We start from the raw sequence: 16,461 nt of genomic DNA on the forward strand, positions 1-16,461 counted from the left end.
GTCACCGGCCCACGACGGTGATCAGCACGGTGCGCTCACGCGCACGGACCGAGTCGAGGTCGCCGAAGTAGACGCGCCCGAACTCGCCGAGGACGGGAGCGCCGTCGACGAGCGGGATGGACTCCGACCGCCCGACGATCGACGAGATGATGTGCCCGTCGGTGTTCAGTCCCCACGAGGGATGCTCGCCCCGCAGCTCGGCGGCGTTCTTGATGTGGATCGGGCCCGGGTGCAGGTACTGCCCCTCGTGGCGGGCCGGCGGCACGATCTTCGCGAAGATGTTCAGGGTGTCCTGCAACAGCAGCTGGGTGCCGTAGTAGGTGATGTCCTCGGACTCCTCCTGGATCAGCACGCAGCAGCTGGTGTGCGGGGTGAACGCCTGCACGATGCCCTCGGTGAGACCGGACTCGGCGACGAAGCGGATCACCTCGTCGGTGATGTCGAAGAACTCCTGCCGGGCGGGGGTGCTGACGGTGATCGAGTGCGTCTGGACGGACATCTGGGTGTTCCTTGCTGACGGGACGGACGGGGAGGAGATCGAGGGAGTGGTCATTCTGCCGACACCGCCCCGCCGGTCATCCCGGCCACGATGTGCTTCTGGACGATGAAGGCGATGATCAGCACCGGCAGGATCGTGATGGTGCCGACGGCGGCGACCTGACCCCACGACGTGCCGATCGGGGTGATGAGGCTCGGGATCGCGACGGGCAGGGTCTGCGTGTGCCTCCCGGTCAGCACCAGGGCGAACAGGAACTCGTTCCAGGAGTTGATGAGGCAGAAGATGCCGGTGGACGCGAGCCCCGGCTTCACGATCGGGAGGATCACCCGGAGGAAGGTGCCCCATTCGCCGCATCCGTCGAGACGCGCGGCCTCGTCGAGCGAGATCGGCACGGCGAGGAAGAACCCGCGCATCATCCAGACGGTGAAGGGGAGGGCGAACGTGAGGTGCGCCGCGATGAGCGCGAAGTAGGAGTCGCGCACCCCCAGCGAGGAGGCGAGGACGAACAGCGGCACCGCGAGCACCATGGCCGGCAGGAGCCGGGCGGCGAGCAGCGCCATCATGAAGGTCTCCCCTTTGCGCACGCGGCTGAGGCTGTACGCGGCGGGCACCCCGACCAGCAGGGCGATGCCGGTCGAGACCACGCCGACGATCGTGGAGTTCAGGAGATTATCGGTGAACCCCTTCTCCAGGAAGGCCTGGCGGTAGTTCTCCAGGGTCGGGGCGAAGAACAGGCTCGGCGACGACGAGAAGATGTCGACCCGATCCTTGAACGAGGTGAGGACGAGCCAGATGATCGGCGACAGGTAGACGAGGATCAGAGCCGCAGCGACGATGCCGAGCACGATCTGGATCGCGCGGGCGCGGGAGCGCCCGGCGGACGGCGCCGCGTACTGGCGCCGGCCCGCATCGCGCGTCACGATGGCTCGCGTGTTGACGACGGTGGAAGTGCTCATGCGTCGACGCCCTTGCGGTTGAGGTAGCGGAACAGGATGGCGGAGAGCGTGGCGACCACCGCGAAGGTGGCGACACCGAGGGCCGCGCCGTAGCTCATGTCGAACGCGGCGAAGCTGACGCGGTACTGGAAGATGTCGTTCACCGTGGTCGCCGATCCGGGTCCGCCGCCGGTCAGGATGTAGACCTGGTCGAACTGCCGGATGGCCTCGGTCGCGCGGAACAGGATCGCGACGATGAGCACGGGCCGGACCATCGGGAGCATGACGTGCCAGTAGAGCTGGAACGTGTTGCATCCGTCGAGTTCGGCCGCCTGGATCTGGGCCTGCGGAGCCGCCGAGAGACCGGCGAGGACCATGAGGGCGATGAACGGCGTCCACTCCCAGACGTCCATGACGACGAGGGCCGCGAAGGCGCCGCCCGCGCTGTCGAGCACGCCGCCGTCGCCGACCAGGCCGAAAGCACGGAGGAAGTCCGTCATGAAACCGAACTGCGGGTTGAGACCGAAGCTGAACATGAGTCCGACGACGAGCGGTGTCGCGATCATCGGCAGCAGCAACGCCGAGGTGACGATCCGACGACTGCGGATCAGCCGGGAGAGCACCACGCCGAGGATCGTGCCGAACACCGTCTCGATGCCCACGGCCAGCACGACGTACGCGATGGTGACGAGGACCGCACGCCCGAACTGCGCGTCGCCCAGCATCCGGATGTAGTTGTCGAGCCCGATGAAGTGGCCGTCGGCCTCGGCGTCGACCGGGCTGTACGACTGGAAGCTGAGGACCACGCTGTAGACCAGCGGGAAGGCCAGCACGATCGCCAGGATGATCAGGCTCGGCGCCTGCATCCCGAATCGCGTCCAGAACACCCGGTTCCGGGCCCGCGATCCGAGGGCGGTGCGAGCGCCCTCTCCCTCCGATCGCGGTCTCACGGGTGGTCGCTCCGTGGTGATCGACATGATCAGAACGCCTTCAGCGGGAGCTTGTCGCCGAGGACGCCCTCGATCTCGGACTGCGCGTCGTCGAGCGCCTTCTGCGGCGTCGAGTCCCCGACGAGCGCGGTCGACACCTGAAGCGCGAGCTGGTCGAGCATCTGCGGCCATTCGGCGTTGCGCGGGCGGGCCAGGGCGTTCTCGAGGCTCGCGAGCTGCTGCGGCCAGGAGGGCAGTGCCGAGACGAGCTCGGGGTCCTCGAACGCCGACCGCGTCGCGGGCACTCCGCCCATCTCGCCGATCTTCTTCTGCACCGGCGCGGAGAGCGCCCAGGCGGTGAAGAGGAAGGCGGCGTCCTTGTCGACGGCCTGCGTGCTGATCGTGTAGGTCCAGGCGCCGTGCAGGGCGTGGTGCTCGTCGCCCTCGGTCGCGACCGGCACGTCGCCGTATCCGATCTTGCCGACGACGGCCGACTGCGACTCGTCCTCCATCGCGCCCGCGGTGTCGCCCCAGGAGATCGCCTGCGCCGCGATGCCCTGCTGCAGGTTCGCGGTGACCTCGTCCCACGTGGCGGAGGTGAATCCCGGAGGGGCGAAGGCGCCGAGCGACTTCATGTACTCCAGGCTCTCGACCGATTCGTCGCTGTCGACGACGAGTTCGCCGTCGGCGTCGACCACACCGCCGCCGAAGCCTCCGGCGTAGTTCATCCACTCGAAGACGGCGGCTTCGTGGCGCTTGCCGGCCATGGTCACGCCGTACATCGGCTCGCTCAGCACCTCGCCTGCGGCGGTCTCACCGGCGTCGCGGGTGAAGAACTCCGCGATGTCGCTGTACTGCTCCCAGGTCTGGGCCGGCGCGAGCTCGTAGCCGTACTCGGCGGCGAAGGCGGCCTTCTCATCAGCGTTCTCGAACAGGTCGGCGCGGTACAGCATCATCGTCACGGCGCTGTTGGACGGCATCCCGTAGGACTTGCCGTCCCACGTCGCCGCGGTGTCCCAGAGGCCTTCGACGATGTCGGTCTCGTCGAACTCGTCCCCCACTCGCTCGGCGTTCGCCTCGATGAGCGGAGTGATCTCCTCGACGTATCCGCTGCCGGCATACGCGCCGAGGTAGTCGTAGGGGATCGAGACGACGTCGTAGTCGCCCTGCGCGGTGGAGAAGTCGAGCGTGACGCTCTGGACGAGCTGGGCGAAGGGCGCGGTCTCGATGTTGACGTCGATGCCCGTCTTCGCGGTGAACTCCGGCGCGAGCTCGGCGAGGATCTCGGAGTTCAGCGTCGCCTCGGCGAGGACGTTGAGCTCGGTGCCGGCGAACTCCTGCGACCAGCCGTCGGCGGCGTCGGGATCGACGTCTCCGCCCGATGAGCCTCCGCAGCCGGTGACGGCGAGAGCGAGGACGGTGACGATGCCTGTCGTGAGCGCTGCGCGAGCAGCGGTCGAGCGGCGGCCGGGCGCATGGCGGGTGAAGTGATACATCGGCGTCCTTCGTATCGGCGGTGATCGGGTGCACGATCGTGAAGTTGTGATCGTGTTTCACGTCAATGTAATTGGTTAACACTCATGCCGCAAGAGTTTCCCCAAAACCTGTGAATCGTTTACAAATCTGTAACACGCTGTGATAGATTTTCGAATCGCGCACCCCTCGGGAGCGCGCCGGTGAGACTCGGAGGTCGGGATGAGCGGAATCACTCCGCAGCGCAGACGCGTGGAGATCGAATCGCTGATGAGCGGGCAGACGGAGGTGGACATCCAGAGCCTGGCCGTGCACTTCGGCGTCTCGGAGATGACCATCCGCCGCGACCTCGGCACGCTCGAGGAGGAGGGGATCGTCCGTCGCCTCGTCGGCGGACGCGCGCTGCTCCTGGATGCGAAGAGCCGCGAGCCCGCCCTGTCCACCCGCGCGCAGGCCGCCCATGAGACCAAGGCCCACATCGGTCGTGCCGTGGCCGACCTGCTCGTCGATGACGAGGTCGTCTTCATCGACGGCGGCAGCACCGCCCTGGCCGTCGCCCACGCGCTTCGCGGCACCGGAAAGCGGCTCACCGTCCTCACCCGCAGCATCCTGGTGGTCTCCGAGCTGGCGCAGGAGCCGAGCATCGAGATCTTCATGCTCGGCGGAAGGGTGAAGTCGTCGGAGATGCTCACGACGAGCTCGACGATGTCGGACGACCTGCGCCACTACAACGTCGACTCCTACGTCATGGGCATCAGCGGCGTGCACCCCACCCGCGGCCTGACCGACTACGACCCCGACGAGAGTGCCGGCAAGCGTCTCGCGCTGGACCGGTCCGATCGGGTCATCCTCGTCGCCGACCACTCCAAGCTCGGCCGCGTGCTGATGTCGCGCGTCGCCGCGATCGACGACGTCGACGTGCTCGTCACCGACTCCGATCACGAGGTGCTGGCCAGCATGCCGGCCGCCTTGAACGTGGTGATCGTGGAGCCACCGCAGTGAGCGCTCCCGCATTGCAGGCCCCCTTCTTCGAGATCGGGCCGAAGAACCTGCTCCGGCTGCCCGAGATCGTCGCGGTGGCCGAGGCCGCGGCATCCGCCGGTGAGCGGCACGGGGTCTCGGTCATCCTGACCGTGCCGACCGCGCTGATCGCGCCGGTGCGCACAGCCGTTCCGGGAGTTCTCGTCTTCGCGCAGGGCGTCGATGACGACGAGCCCGGCGGCAGCGTCGCCCGAGTGCTGCCGGAGGCGTTGGCGGATGCCGGCGCGCACGGCGTCATGTTGAATCACGACGCCAGTCCGCTCGCCCCCGCCGAGCTCGAGCGCGCCATCCGTCGCGCGCAGGAGAACGATCTGATGACCATGGTGTGCGCGGGTGACGACGAGTCCGTGATGGGGCTGGTCGATCTCGCGCCGACGATCGTGCTCTACGAGCCCCCGAATCTCATCGGCAGCACCGAGAGCACCGACCGCCCGTGGATCCCCGAGATCGACCGCACGGTGGCCGAGCGCGCGCCGGACATCCTGATGATGCACGCCGGAGGGGTGTCCCGCCCCGACGACGCCTTCGTGATCATGCGAGCCGGCGCCCGGGGCACCGGCTCGACCTCCGGTGTCCTGCGGGCGGAGTCTCCCGCGGTCGCCGCTGAGGAGTTCATCGCCGCGACCCGACGAGGTTTCGACGCGCACCGCCGTTCGCCGGCCTGAGCCAATCACTCCGTCCGCTCCGCTCGACTCCCCCATGAGCTGAGCGGTACGCGGGTCAGCGTCCGAGCAGACGCGCCGCGTCCTCCAGCCGAGCGAGGCTGTGCAGGACGGCGGCTCGACCGGTGTCGTCGATGTCGGAGGTCAGCGCCGCGACGGCCTCATCGCCCCCGCGCTGCAGATTCTCGAACAGCGCCCGGTGAGCCGCGGCCATCGATGCGGCGTCGAAGTCGGGGCGGACGAAGGTGAGCAGCAGGCGCACCTCGTCTTCGCAGCGCCGGTAGCTGTCGATGAGCAGAGCGTTGTCCGACAGGGCGACGATCTCCTCATGGATGGCGCTGTGGGCGAGGGTGAGCTCGTGCCATGCCACCGGTGTGGTTCGTCCGGCGAGCGCCTCGAGCTGCTCCACGCGCTCTTCCACCGCGGACAGACCGACTGCGTTGTCGAGCGCGAGCCGCAGGGCGCCGAGTTCGAGCACCTTGCGGTAGTCGAACACCTCGTCGATGCGGCGCCGGTCGAGCGGGGCGACGACGACCCCGCGATTGCGTTCGTGCACCAGGAGGCGCGCGTCGACGAGTGTGCGCAGCGCGGAGCGCACGGTGTGCCGGGCGACGTCGAAGCGCGCCGCGAGCTCTTCCTCCCGCAGCCGTGTCCCCACCGGATGCCGGCCGTCGAGGAGTTCCTCGCGCAGCTGGGCGGCGACCCGGCCCGGCGCGGAGTCGGCGGCATCCGATCCTCGATCGACGATTGCGCTCATGGATGATCTCCCTTATTGTTCAACAAAACTAAGTATGGATTGCTCCTCAATCGGGCGCAACCCAAATCTACGGGCGAACCCGGCCCGACTGACGAAGGAGTGCGGCATGTACGAAGGTGTTCAGATCCACGGAACCAGCGGACAGCCGGTGCTGCTCCTCCCGGGCGGCCACGTCAGCACCACCGGCTTCTACCCGGGCGTCATCGAGGGTCTCCTCGAGGATCCGGGAGCGCGAGTGATCGTGCACGACCGGCCCGGCACCGGCACCTCGACCCAGAAGGGCACGCTCGCAGAAGCCTCGGCTCACCTGCACTCGCTCGTGCAGGAGCTGGGCATGGGCCCGGTCGTCGTCGTCGGTCAGAGCCTCGGCGGCGCGGTGGCGCTCCTGTTCGCCCGCGACTTCCCCGACGACGTCGCTGGAATCGTGCTGCTCGATGCCACTCCGATCAACGACACGACCGTGGCAGGCGGAACGGAACAGGCCGTCCGCGCCCTGGCCGATACGGAGACCGATCCGGAGGCGCGCCAGGCGGGGATGGAGGCACGCACCGCCCAGGCGGAGCAGCTGATCGAGGCGCTGGGACTGGGAGCCGAGCAGGCAGCGGCACTGCGCAGCATCGTGGCGGTCGACATGGGCGAACTCGCGGTGGCGGCTCAGGGGTTGGGCGAGCTCGCCGCGGCGTTCGACGCAAGCGAACTGCCCCACGGCATCCCCGCGGCCGTCGTGAGCGCCGACTATCCCGAGGACGATGATTCCCTGGCCGCGGTCATGCGGGCTCACGAGCGTCTCGCCGACGCACTGGGCGCTCCCCTGCTGCGGTGGCCGGGATCGACGCACGCCGTGCACCTCGATCACGCCGCCGAGTCCCTCGACGTCATCCGTCAGGTGACGAGGCAGGCCGCCGCGGCATCCGGGACCACGCGGTAGGTCGAGGAATGGTTGGCTCCGTGCCTGGCCGCGGGCGCGGCGAGATGAGTTCCCCGGTGTTCATGTCGGCGGAGCACATCGCCGTCATGCACCGGAGACTCGACGCGTCGGTGTCAGTCGCGCTCGCCTGCCGTGACCTCGACCGCGCCTATGCTCTGTCGTTCGTCTTGACCCATGGGCCGGACGGCGAGGACGTGCGCTGGCAGATGACCTTCGATCCGCATCGCGGCGTGCGCATCGACGTCGGAGATCCTTCGCACGCCGACGTGACCTTCGCCGGCGAGTGGGCCGAGGTGCACGACGCCCTGCATGCGCGGGGCCGGGGCGAAGACGTGACCATGCCGCTGCGCCCCGAGGGTGACCTCGACGTGCTCGAGCGCATCGCTCCCGTCCATGCCACCGTTCAGCGGATCGGATCGGTGGAGACGACCCTTCCCGAACCACGAACCACCCGAATCACCTGAATCACCTGAATCACCTGAATCGAGGAGAACCGATGAGGAACGACCTGCGCGGAACACCGGAGTACGTCGCTGTCGAAGAGCATCTGCGGCGCGTGCACGAGCCCGCCTTCGGTCGACCCACCGCCCTGCGCGAGCTGACCGCCTCACCGGACGGCGAGCGGGTGGCCGTGTGCGGCGTCGTCCTCGAGTCGCTGGAGGCTCCGCCACGCACCGGCATCTTCGGGGTCGAGAGCGGCTCTCTCGTCGAGCTCCACCCGGCCGAGGGGTCGTCCTTCTCCCCCGCGTACTCACCGAACGGAGAGACCCTCGCGTTCCGCTCCGACCGCGACAGCCGTGGCCTGTTCCAGGCCTACCTCGACGGCGGTTCCGGCGAACCGACTCCCGTGCCGCCGGTACCGGGCAGCGTCGAGTACCTGCGGTGGTCTCCCGACTCGCGCCATCTGCTGCTGGGCGTGGCCGACCCGGGCGCGGACCGCGGAGTGATGCAGGGCTCGGGAACGACGGCTTCGCCCGCGGAGGCCGCTCCGGCGGCGTGGCTGCCCCGGGTCGTCTCCACCGACGAGCGTGCTCCCGGGCGGAGCGTCTGGGTGCACTCGCTCGTCACCGGCGCGACGCACCGGGTGCCGACGGAGCAGAACGTGTGGGATGCGGACTGGTGCGGCCCCGATCACCTCGTGGCGATCGCGTCGGCCGGCCCCGAAGAGGACGAGTGGTACCACGCGCCGATGCAGCTCATCCAGGTCGAGACCGGTGCGACGAGGGAGCTGTACCGCAGCGACGTGCAGCTCGCCCTCCCCACCGGCTCTCCCGAGGGAGGCCGGGTCGCGGTGATCGAAGGCATCAGCAGCGACAGGGGCCTCCTCGCCGGAGCGTTGACGGTGATCGAGGTGCAGAACGGAGAGGTCGTCGAGACCCCGGCACTCGACGGCGACATCTCGCACATCGCGTGGATCGACGACGACCGCATCGGCTGCTTCGGCCTACGGCGGGTGGAGTCGATCGTCGGGGTCGTGGATGTCACGAGCGCGCAGTACACCGAGCTGGTGGCGACGGCGGGCAGCCTCGGAGGCACTGTGTTCTACCCCGCGGGTGTCGTGCTGTCGGACGACACCGTGCTCAGCATCCACGAGGCGTACGACGTGCCGCAGCGGATCGTCCGCACGTCCGGTGGTCAGCAGGAGACGCTGTCCGCTGTCGACCACGACGGCACCGCCTACCTCCGCTCCCGGATCGGATCGGCGGAGGTCGTGCACTGGGATGCACCGGACGGCCTCGAGATCGACGGCATCCTGTGCCGTCCCGAAGGCGAGGGGCCGTTTCCGCTCGTGATGCACATCCACGGCGGACCCGTCTGGGCCTTCCGCCAGACCTGGGGCATGTCGTATCCATACGTGTCGTTGCTCGTCTCCCGCGGCTACGCCGTCCTCAGCCCCAACCCCCGGGGCAGCAGCGGACGAGGCCGCGCGTTCGCCGAGCGGGTGATCGGCGACATGGGCGGCGGCGATGCCGAGGATCTGCTCGCCGGTGTCACGGCGATGGTCGAGCGCGGCATCGCCGACGAGAGCCGCCTGGGCCTGATCGGCGGGAGCTACGGCGGTTTCATGTCCTCCTGGCTCGTCACCCGCGACACGCGCTTCGCGGCCGCCGTGCCGATGTCGCCGGTGACCGACTGGTACAGCCAGTCGCTCACGAGCAACATCGGCGTGCTGCGGGACGTCTTCCTGCAGGCCGACCTCGAGGATCCGGGTTCGCACGCCCACACCCGCAGCCCCGCGCTCAACGCCGCCGGCGTGCGCACTCCCTGCCTCAACGTCGCAGGCGCACTCGACCTCGCCACACCTCCCGCGCAGGCGGAGGAGTTCCACCGCGCGCTGCAGTATCACGGCGTTCCGTCCACGCTGGTGATCTATCCGCAGGAAGGCCACGGCGTGCGTCTCTATCCCGCGGTGACCGACTTCCTCACCCGGGCCGGCATGTGGTTCGAGAAGTACATGCCGGCGCGGAGGGATACGGAGGATCCCCGGACATGAGACCTCACGCCGAGACGCGGGAGACGCGGGGAGACGCGGGGACGTTCTACCGCTGAGCCGCGGCCTCCGGCTGGTCGCTCGGCGCCGCAGCGCCCGCGACCAGCACCGCCCATCCGTGGGCCGGCAGGACGATATCCGGCCCCACCTCGCCGTCGACGGATCCTGCCACCACACTCTCGGCACCCGCAGAGGGCACCGAAACAGGCTCATCTGCCAGGTTCAGCGCGACGACCACCGCCTCCGACGCCGTGGCCGTGCGGATCACGATCGCCGTGTTCGTCACGTGCACCACATCGGAATGCGCGCGGTGCAGCCAGGGATGCCGCCGTCGCAGCGCGATCAGGCGACGGTGCAACTCGAGCGCCTCACGTGCTGCGGGCTCAAGGTCACCCTCGGCCGGCGGCATGTCGGGGAACTCCGGCCGCACGGCGTCGTCGCCTCCGATGCGCTGCTCCTTGACCCCGGTCAACGCGAACTCGTCGCCGGCATAGACGCTGGGCGTGCCGGCCAGCGTGAACAGCAGAACGACGGCATGGGCGAGGTGCCGCGGGTCGCCGACGGCCGAGGCGATGCGTGTGACGTCGTGGTTGCCCACGAAGGTCGCAGGGACGAAGTCGGCCAGCAGGGCGTTGTCGCGCTCGACGGCGTGCTTCAGCTCGAAGAAGTTGGCGTCTGCGATGCCGTGCCAGATGCCCTGCCAGAGTTCGTACTGCGTGACCGAGTCCATGGTCGACTCCCGCACGATCTCCGCCGCATCGCCGTGCAGGATCTCGCCGACGATCCAGCACTCCGGATGCGCCTCCCGCACTCTCGGCAGCACCCGGGCCCAGAACGAAGCCGGCATCGCGTAGGCCGCGTCGAGCCGCCACCCGTCGGCTCCGCGGTCGAGCCAGTGGACCATGACCTCCACGACGAGATCCTCGACAGCCGGTGAATCATGATCCAGCGCCACGAGCTGGTCGTGCCCCTCGAAGACGTCGGCGTCGACCGGATCGCCCGGCTTCCAGTCGTCCCATCGCACGCGGAAGAGACCCGCGGTGGCAGCATCCGGTCCCTGCTCTTCGAGGACCCGGAAGGCCGGATGCGACCGCCCGACGTGGTTGAACGCCCCGTCGAGCAGTATCCGCACCCCGCGTTCGCGGGCGGCAGCCACCAGCCGTTCGAAGTCGGCCTCGTCGCCCAGGCGCGGGTCGATCGCGAGGTGGTCGACGGTGTCGTAGCCGTGCGTCGCCGAGGCGAACACCGGACCGAGCGCGAGGCCGTTCAATCCGAGTGCGACGAGGTGGTCGAGCCAGTTCTCGATGCGCGCCAGCCGGTGGATGACCCCGTTCTCACCGCTCCGTTCGCGGATCGGCGCTCCCACGAAACCGAGTGGGTAGACGTGCCACCACATCGCGTGTTCGACCCACTCTTTCGCCACGTGATCCCCTTCGCCGGCGCCTCGTTTTCAGGCTAGCGGGTGCCGGCGACACTACCGAGTGTTGCCCTTTCCCGCCTCACTGTCGACCGCCTCGGCGTCCGCCGTCTCCAGGGTCGGGAGCGCCCGCAGCAGCTCCTGCGTGTACGGATGCACCGGCGCACGGAAGATCTGCTCGGCGTCGCCGTGTTCGACCACCACGCCGTCCTTCATCACGAGCACCCGGTCGCTGAGGTGATGGATCACGCCGAGGTCGTGTGAGATGAACAGGTAGCTGAGCCCGTACTCGTCCTGCAGGTCGACGAGCAGATCGAGCACCTGCGCCTGCACCGAGACATCCAATGCCGACACCGCCTCGTCGAGCACGAGGATCTCGGGCGAGGTCGCCAGCGCCCGAGCGATGGCGATGCGCTGACGCTGGCCGCCGGACAGACGCAGCGGGAAGCGCTCGCGCACCGATGCCGGCAGCGCGACCTGGGCGAGCAGATCGACCACGCGCTGTTCGCGCTGGCGCCGGGTCAGGCCGGCATCCGCGGGGATGGCGTCGAGCAGGATGCGCTCGGTGTTCCAGCGCGGATCGAAGGAGCTCAGCGGGTCCTGATAGACCACGCCGATGCGTGTGCGCAGAGGACGACGCTTCCGCTCCGAGACCGCGGACCACGGCGAGCCGAGCAGCCGCACCTCCCCCTCGTCGGCGTGCTCGAGCGCGAGGGCGATGCGCGCGGTGGTGCTCTTGCCCGACCCCGACTCGCCCACGATTCCGAGCGTCTCGCCACGGTGCAGCGTGAATGACACGCGGTCCACCGCCGTGCTGTGCGTGCCGTCGGGCGAGACGAACCGCTTCACCAGGTCGCGGGCCTCGAGCACCGGTTCGCCCCTCTCTCCCGCGGCACCCCGGGCGAGGTGCAGGTTCGGGACCGTGCTCTGCTGCGGCGCGAGCCGCTCGCCGCGGGTGTGTCCGCTCGGGACCGCGTCGACCAGGCTCTGCGTGTAGGGGTGCCGAGGTGCGCCGAGCACCTGCGCCGCAACACCCTGCTCGACGACCTCGCCGTCGCGCATCACCAGGATGTCGTCGGCGAGCTGTGCGACGACGGACAGGTCATGGCTGATGAGGATGATCGATGCGCCGCGCACCTTCGCGTCCTCCAGCAGCGACAGCACCTGTGCCTGCACGGTGACATCGAGAGCGGTGGTGGGCTCGTCCGCGATGATCACCTCGGGGTCGAGGGCGATCGCCGACGCGATCAGAGCGCGTTGCCGGAGCCCGCCGGAGAGCTCACCCGGTCGCTGCCGAGCGCGGCGCTCGGGCTGTGGAACGTCGACACTCGACAGCAGCTCGATCGCCTTGCGGCGCCTGGCGGACCGGTCGCTCCAGCCGTGCAGCCGCAGCGCCTCCTCAATCTCGCGGCCGACGGGACGCAGCGGGTCGAGCGAAACCAGAGCATCCTGCTGGATGAAGCCGATCCGCTTCCCCCGGATGCTGCGCCACGACCGGTCCGTCTGTGCGGTGAGATCGACGTCGCCGAGCGAGATCTCCTCGGCGTCGACGATGGCGCCCGCGCCGGTCAATCCGGCCAGGGTGCGGGCGGTGACGCTCTTGCCCGAGCCGGATTCGCCGACGATCGCGACGCAGCGGCCCGCGGCGAGTGTGAACGACACGTCGCGCACGACGCTGCGGGTCTCGCCATCGCGGGCGAATCCGACGTGCAGATTGCGCACCGTGAGGCGGTCCTGCGCTGCCTCGGCCGGGGCCTGCTGCGGGGTGGTGAGTTCGGCGACGCTCATGTCATCGGCCCTTCTCGAGGCTGCTCTGGATGTGCGTGCCGATCGTGGTCGCGGTCAGCGCGAGCACGAGGATGACGAGGCCCGGGATGAACGTCAGCCAGGGGGCCTGGAGGATGCTCGCGCGTCCGGCATCCAGCAGCGCTCCCCATTCCGACGAGGGCGGCGCGACGCCGAGACCGAGGAACGACAGCCCGGATGCCCAGACGATCGACTGTCCGATCGCCATGGTGAACACCGCGACGAGCGGTCGGATCGCATTCGGCAGCACGTGGCGGGCGAGGATGCGCCACCACCCGTGGCCGAGTGCGCGAGCGGCCTCGACGTACCCGGCGTTCTTCGCCGAGAGGATCTGGCCGCGCACCATGCGGGCGTATCCCGGTGCGGTGCTGACGCCGACGGCGACGACCTGCGTCCACGGCGACGGACCGAGGATCGACACGAGCAGCAGGGCGAGCAGCAGGTTCGGGAAGGCGAACGCCACCTCGATGACGCGGTCGACGATCGCCGATGTGACACGATCGCCGAGCGCCGCGAGAGAGCCGAGGACGAGGGCGGCGACGAGAGCGATCCCCGCGGCACCGATGCCGATCAACAGTGATTCGCGGGTGCCGTGGACGATGCGGCTGTAGAGATCGCGGCCCGCCTCATCGGTGCCGAACCAGTGCGCGAACGACGGGCTCTGCAGCGCGTCGGCGAATCCCTGCGCGGTGGGGTCCTGCGTGGCCAGCACTCCGGGTGCGACGGCGGCGAGCGCGAACAGGAACGCGAAGACGATCGCGGTGATCAGGGAGGGGCTCGCGCGGCGGCGCCGGCGGGCAGGACGCGTCGCATCCGGCCGGGTGCTCTTCGGAAGTGCGGTGGTCATGACGTCTTCAACCTCGGGTCGATGAGCGTGTAGACGACGTCGACCAGGAGGTTGGCGACGACGTAGAGGACGGCGACCAGCACCACGATGCCGGTCACGACGGGAAGATCCTGCGCGCCGACCGCCGAGACCAGCGTCTTGCCGATCCCCGGCCGGGAGTAGATCTGCTCGACGATCACGGCGCCGGAGATGGTGGCGCCGAGCGCCCACCCGGTGAGGGTGACGGCGGGGATCGACGCGTGCCGCAGTACGTGACGGAGTCGGATGCCGAGGTCTCCCATCCCGCGCATGCGGGCGCTGAGCACGAACGGCTGATCCAGCGCTCGCTCGTACTCCGCGCGCACGGACTGGCCCATGAAGCCGGCCAGCGGGATGGCCAGCGTGAGGGCGGGAAGCACGATGCCGTTCACCCCGCTGCCACCCATCACCGGGAACCAGCGGAGGGTCAGGGCGAAGAACAGCAGAAGCAGGATGCCGAGCCAGTACGGCGGGAGCGCCGCGGTGACGGTGTCGACGGCCGAACCGAAGGCACGCACCCGCGGACCGCGCCCGGCGGTGAGCGTGACCCAGACGACCATGAGCACCCAGGCGAGCAGGATGCCGGTCACCGTCAGCACCAGCGTCGAGCCGAGCTGTTCGCCGATCAGATCCCACACCGGCCGGAACTGCTGGTAGGAGGTGCCGAGATCACCGCGGAGCAGACCGCCGATGTAGTCCAGATATTGCACGAGCACGGGATGGTCGAGTCCGTAGGCGTCGACGATCGGTGCGAGCTCGTCCGGCGTGCGCTCCTGCGCCTGTCCGGTGCGGATGTTCAGGATCGCGGTGGCCCGGTCTCCGGGCAGCGCGGTCTGGGCGAGGAACGCGGCGGTGGCCGCACCCCAGAGCACGATGATCGCGCCCCCGATGTTCGACGCCACGCGGCGCAGCCGTCGCAGGGAGCGCCGGGGCGCACCCGGCCGGCCGGAGGTGATCCGGTCGGCCGGGCGGGCCTCACTCGACGAAGTAAGCGTCATAGAACGTCGGTCCTCCCTGTGCGTTCTCCTGCCAGACACCACGCAGGCGAGGGTTCACGCCGAGCGTGCTCAGACGGTCGTACAGGCCGAACGAGAGCGCATGCTCGGCGATGTACTCCTGGGCCTGGCCGTAGAGCGCGTTCTGCTTCTCCGTATCCGACTCCGAGTTCGCCGCGAGGATCAGACCCTCGAGCTCGGCACTGTCGTAGAAGGCGCTGTTGGAGAAGTTCGGGTTGTCCTCGGTGTTCGGTCGCCAGTTGATGTACAGGATGCCCGCGTTCACGGAGGTCCAGTACCCCGCCGAGATGTCGTAGGCGTCGCGGCCGCTGTACGTGCCCGCCCAGGTCTCGGACGGCGGAACGGGGATCAGTTCTACCTTGAATCCGGTCGCCTTGGCCTGCTCCTGCACGGCCTGGAAGATCGTGGCGCCGTCGGCGTTGATGATGGTGCCCGCGTTGTACGGGAACACGACCTCGAGGGTCTTTCCGTCCTTCACCCGGTAGCCGTCGTCGTCGCGCTCGGTCCAGCCGGCCTCGTCGAGCAGGCTGTTCGCCTCGTCGGCGTCGAAGCCGTACCAGTCGGCCGCCTTCTGGCTGTAGCCCGGGGTCGCCTGGCTGACGCCGCCGTTGCCCTCAAAGGGGATCACGCCGCGACCGATCGTCTCGACGATGCTCTTGCGGTCGAGACTGAGGATGAAGGCCTTGCGCAGATTCTCGTCGGAGAACGGTGCGCGGGTCGTGTTGAACGAGATCTGCTGGGGGCGGCCGGGGGTCACGTACTTGTGCAGGTCGTACTGCTCGCCGTCGAGTCCGTCCCATTCGACCGCGGGGATGTCGTAGATCGCATCCGCTTCACCGGAACGCAGCGCCGACACCCGGGTGACTCCGTCGGCGACGAACCGCCAGTCGACCTTCTCGACGTACGCCGGTCCGGTGTGCTCGGCGTTCTCCGGCCACGAGGTGTACTCGTCGTTGCGCACCAGCACGACGTTCTCGCCGCGGTTCCACTCCTGCACCACGAACGCGCCCGAGCCGATCGGCTGCTCGCAGTTCTCCTCGTCGGTGCGGGTCTCGAGAGCCTGCTGCGACTGGATGCCGAAGTACCCCTGCGCCAGGTTCTCGATGAAGCGCGTATAGGGGCGCGACAGGTGCACGGCCACGGTACGCTCGTCCACGGCTTCGGCGGACTCGTAGTAGCCACCGAGCCAGACCGCGGCCGTGCTGTTGCCGCCGGCCACCCAGTAGTCGAAGTTGTAGGCGATCGCCTCCGCGTCGACGGGAGTGCCGTCGGTGAACTCCACGCCCTCCTTGAGTGTCAGCGTGTAGGTCAGACCGTCGTCGCTCACCGCCCAGTCCTCCGCCAGCCACGGCACGGCTTCGCCCTCTTCGGTCAGCGAGACGAGGCTGTCGAGGAACTGGTACGAGATGTAGGCCTGCTCGATCCAGCCGCCGAAGAGGCACTGCGGCTCCTGCTGGTGCGCGTACACGATCGTGCCGCCGTCGACGCGTTCGGCGTCGGCGGGCGGCGCGGCGACCGCGCCGCTGTTGCAGGCGGTCAAGGCGAGGGCGAGGGCGGCAGCCGCCGCGGTCGCCGCCAGCGTGCGGCGGGTCCTGGGTGCGTTCATGGGGCTCGGGGCCTTTCGTCGGAGGGCTGTGCGACG

15 protein-coding genes are annotated in these 16,461 nt (G+C 69.1%); 5 read left to right on the forward strand and 10 right to left on the reverse strand.

Annotation, left to right across the window (positions count from 1 at the left end; genetic code table 11):
- Nucleotide 1: 1 nt before the first annotated feature.
- From QFZ21_RS08175 to QFZ21_RS08190, 4 genes are read right to left on the reverse strand one after another with little or no spacing between them, the layout of a single operon-like run.
- On the reverse strand, nucleotides 2-499 hold the full coding sequence (locus QFZ21_RS08175; protein WP_307376491.1) for a secondary thiamine-phosphate synthase enzyme YjbQ: 498 nt from the start codon (nucleotides 497-499) through the stop codon (nucleotides 2-4).
- Between the two features lie 50 nt (nucleotides 500-549).
- Nucleotides 550-1,455: a carbohydrate ABC transporter permease gene (locus tag QFZ21_RS08180; protein WP_307376493.1), complete on the reverse strand. Its 906-nt coding sequence runs from the start codon at nucleotides 1,453-1,455 to the stop codon at nucleotides 550-552.
- Nucleotides 1,452-2,411, reverse strand: coding sequence for a carbohydrate ABC transporter permease (locus QFZ21_RS08185; protein ID WP_307376495.1), 960 nt, complete (start codon nucleotides 2,409-2,411; stop codon nucleotides 1,452-1,454). The genes QFZ21_RS08180 and QFZ21_RS08185 overlap by 4 nt, the downstream gene beginning before the upstream one ends.
- Before the next feature lie 2 nt (nucleotides 2,412-2,413).
- A complete protein-coding gene (locus QFZ21_RS08190) occupies nucleotides 2,414-3,859 on the reverse strand; it encodes an extracellular solute-binding protein (RefSeq protein ID WP_307376498.1) in 1,446 nt (481 codons plus the stop codon).
- Nucleotides 3,860-4,058: 199 nt separating this feature from the next.
- Between QFZ21_RS08190 and QFZ21_RS08195 the strand changes: the two genes are divergently transcribed.
- A complete protein-coding gene (locus tag QFZ21_RS08195; protein ID WP_307376501.1) occupies nucleotides 4,059-4,838 on the forward strand; it encodes a DeoR/GlpR family DNA-binding transcription regulator in 780 nt (259 codons plus the stop codon).
- Nucleotides 4,835-5,542 carry a triose-phosphate isomerase gene (locus QFZ21_RS08200; RefSeq protein WP_307376503.1) on the forward strand — a complete coding sequence of 236 codons (708 nt, stop codon included), beginning with the start codon at nucleotides 4,835-4,837 and terminating at the stop codon, nucleotides 5,540-5,542. The genes QFZ21_RS08195 and QFZ21_RS08200 overlap by 4 nt, the downstream gene beginning before the upstream one ends.
- Before the next feature lie 55 nt (nucleotides 5,543-5,597).
- On the opposite strand, the gene QFZ21_RS08205 is transcribed toward QFZ21_RS08200, so the two are convergent.
- A complete protein-coding gene (locus QFZ21_RS08205) occupies nucleotides 5,598-6,296 on the reverse strand; it encodes a GntR family transcriptional regulator (protein ID WP_307376505.1) in 699 nt (232 codons plus the stop codon).
- Between the two features lie 106 nt (nucleotides 6,297-6,402).
- On the opposite strand from QFZ21_RS08205, the gene QFZ21_RS08210 reads away from it, so the two are divergent.
- From QFZ21_RS08210 to QFZ21_RS08220, 3 genes are read left to right on the forward strand one after another with little or no spacing between them, the layout of a single operon-like run.
- Nucleotides 6,403-7,224 carry an alpha/beta fold hydrolase gene (locus QFZ21_RS08210; protein WP_307376507.1) on the forward strand — a complete coding sequence of 274 codons (822 nt, stop codon included), beginning with the start codon at nucleotides 6,403-6,405 and terminating at the stop codon, nucleotides 7,222-7,224.
- A 44-nt stretch (nucleotides 7,225-7,268) separates the two neighbouring features.
- Entirely contained in the window at nucleotides 7,269-7,688 is a 420-nt protein-coding gene (locus QFZ21_RS08215; protein ID WP_307376508.1) for a hypothetical protein, read from the forward strand.
- Between the two features lie 32 nt (nucleotides 7,689-7,720).
- A complete protein-coding gene (locus QFZ21_RS08220; protein WP_307376511.1) occupies nucleotides 7,721-9,718 on the forward strand; it encodes a S9 family peptidase in 1,998 nt (665 codons plus the stop codon).
- A gap of 46 nt (nucleotides 9,719-9,764) precedes the next feature.
- Here QFZ21_RS08220 and QFZ21_RS08225 read toward each other — a convergent pair whose 3' ends face one another.
- The 5 genes from QFZ21_RS08225 to QFZ21_RS08245 all read right to left on the reverse strand — a co-directional run bounded on the left by QFZ21_RS08225 (nucleotide 9,765) and on the right by QFZ21_RS08245 (nucleotide 16,425).
- Nucleotides 9,765-11,111: an alpha-amylase family glycosyl hydrolase gene (locus tag QFZ21_RS08225; RefSeq protein ID WP_373426043.1), complete on the reverse strand. Its 1,347-nt coding sequence runs from the start codon at nucleotides 11,109-11,111 to the stop codon at nucleotides 9,765-9,767.
- Nucleotides 11,112-11,189: 78 nt separating this feature from the next.
- Nucleotides 11,190-12,920, reverse strand: coding sequence for an ABC transporter ATP-binding protein (locus QFZ21_RS08230; protein WP_307376517.1), 1,731 nt, complete (start codon nucleotides 12,918-12,920; stop codon nucleotides 11,190-11,192).
- A 1-nt stretch (nucleotide 12,921) separates the two neighbouring features.
- Nucleotides 12,922-13,785 carry an ABC transporter permease gene (locus QFZ21_RS08235; RefSeq protein ID WP_307376519.1) on the reverse strand — a complete coding sequence of 288 codons (864 nt, stop codon included), beginning with the start codon at nucleotides 13,783-13,785 and terminating at the stop codon, nucleotides 12,922-12,924.
- Complete coding sequence (locus tag QFZ21_RS08240; protein ID WP_307376521.1) at nucleotides 13,782-14,801, reverse strand: ABC transporter permease; 1,020 nt, start codon at nucleotides 14,799-14,801, stop codon at nucleotides 13,782-13,784. The genes QFZ21_RS08235 and QFZ21_RS08240 overlap by 4 nt, the downstream gene beginning before the upstream one ends.
- On the reverse strand, nucleotides 14,779-16,425 hold the full coding sequence (locus QFZ21_RS08245) for an ABC transporter substrate-binding protein (protein ID WP_307376523.1): 1,647 nt from the start codon (nucleotides 16,423-16,425) through the stop codon (nucleotides 14,779-14,781). Before QFZ21_RS08245 ends, QFZ21_RS08240 begins: the two co-directional genes overlap by 23 nt.
- Nucleotides 16,426-16,461 lie beyond the last annotated feature (36 nt).

This window comes from Microbacterium sp. W4I20 (assembly GCF_030816505.1).
Lineage (GTDB): Bacteria > Actinomycetota > Actinomycetes > Actinomycetales > Microbacteriaceae > Microbacterium.

Excerpts from the sequence above, each read along its gene's own strand:
- QFZ21_RS08175 (WP_307376491.1), bottom strand. The coding sequence starts at position 499 with ATGTCCGTCCAGACGCACTCGATCACCGTCAGCACCCCCGCCCGGCAG.
- QFZ21_RS08225 (WP_373426043.1), bottom strand. The coding sequence starts at position 11,111 with ATGTGGTGGCACGTCTACCCACTCGGTTTCGTGGGAGCGCCGATCCGC.
- QFZ21_RS08240 (WP_307376521.1), bottom strand. The coding sequence starts at position 14,801 with ATGACGCTTACTTCGTCGAGTGAGGCCCGCCCGGCCGACCGGATCACC.
- QFZ21_RS08215 (WP_307376508.1), top strand. The coding sequence starts at position 7,269 with ATGAGTTCCCCGGTGTTCATGTCGGCGGAGCACATCGCCGTCATGCAC.
- QFZ21_RS08190 (WP_307376498.1), bottom strand. The coding sequence starts at position 3,859 with ATGTATCACTTCACCCGCCATGCGCCCGGCCGCCGCTCGACCGCTGCT.
- QFZ21_RS08195 (WP_307376501.1), top strand. The coding sequence starts at position 4,059 with ATGAGCGGAATCACTCCGCAGCGCAGACGCGTGGAGATCGAATCGCTG.
- QFZ21_RS08205 (WP_307376505.1), bottom strand. The coding sequence starts at position 6,296 with ATGAGCGCAATCGTCGATCGAGGATCGGATGCCGCCGACTCCGCGCCG.
- QFZ21_RS08245 (WP_307376523.1), bottom strand. The coding sequence starts at position 16,425 with ATGAACGCACCCAGGACCCGCCGCACGCTGGCGGCGACCGCGGCGGCT.
- QFZ21_RS08230 (WP_307376517.1), bottom strand. The coding sequence starts at position 12,920 with ATGAGCGTCGCCGAACTCACCACCCCGCAGCAGGCCCCGGCCGAGGCA.
- QFZ21_RS08220 (WP_307376511.1), top strand. The coding sequence starts at position 7,721 with ATGAGGAACGACCTGCGCGGAACACCGGAGTACGTCGCTGTCGAAGAG.
- QFZ21_RS08210 (WP_307376507.1), top strand. The coding sequence starts at position 6,403 with ATGTACGAAGGTGTTCAGATCCACGGAACCAGCGGACAGCCGGTGCTG.
- QFZ21_RS08180 (WP_307376493.1), bottom strand. The coding sequence starts at position 1,455 with ATGAGCACTTCCACCGTCGTCAACACGCGAGCCATCGTGACGCGCGAT.
- QFZ21_RS08235 (WP_307376519.1), bottom strand. The coding sequence starts at position 13,785 with ATGACCACCGCACTTCCGAAGAGCACCCGGCCGGATGCGACGCGTCCT.
- QFZ21_RS08185 (WP_307376495.1), bottom strand. The coding sequence starts at position 2,411 with ATGTCGATCACCACGGAGCGACCACCCGTGAGACCGCGATCGGAGGGA.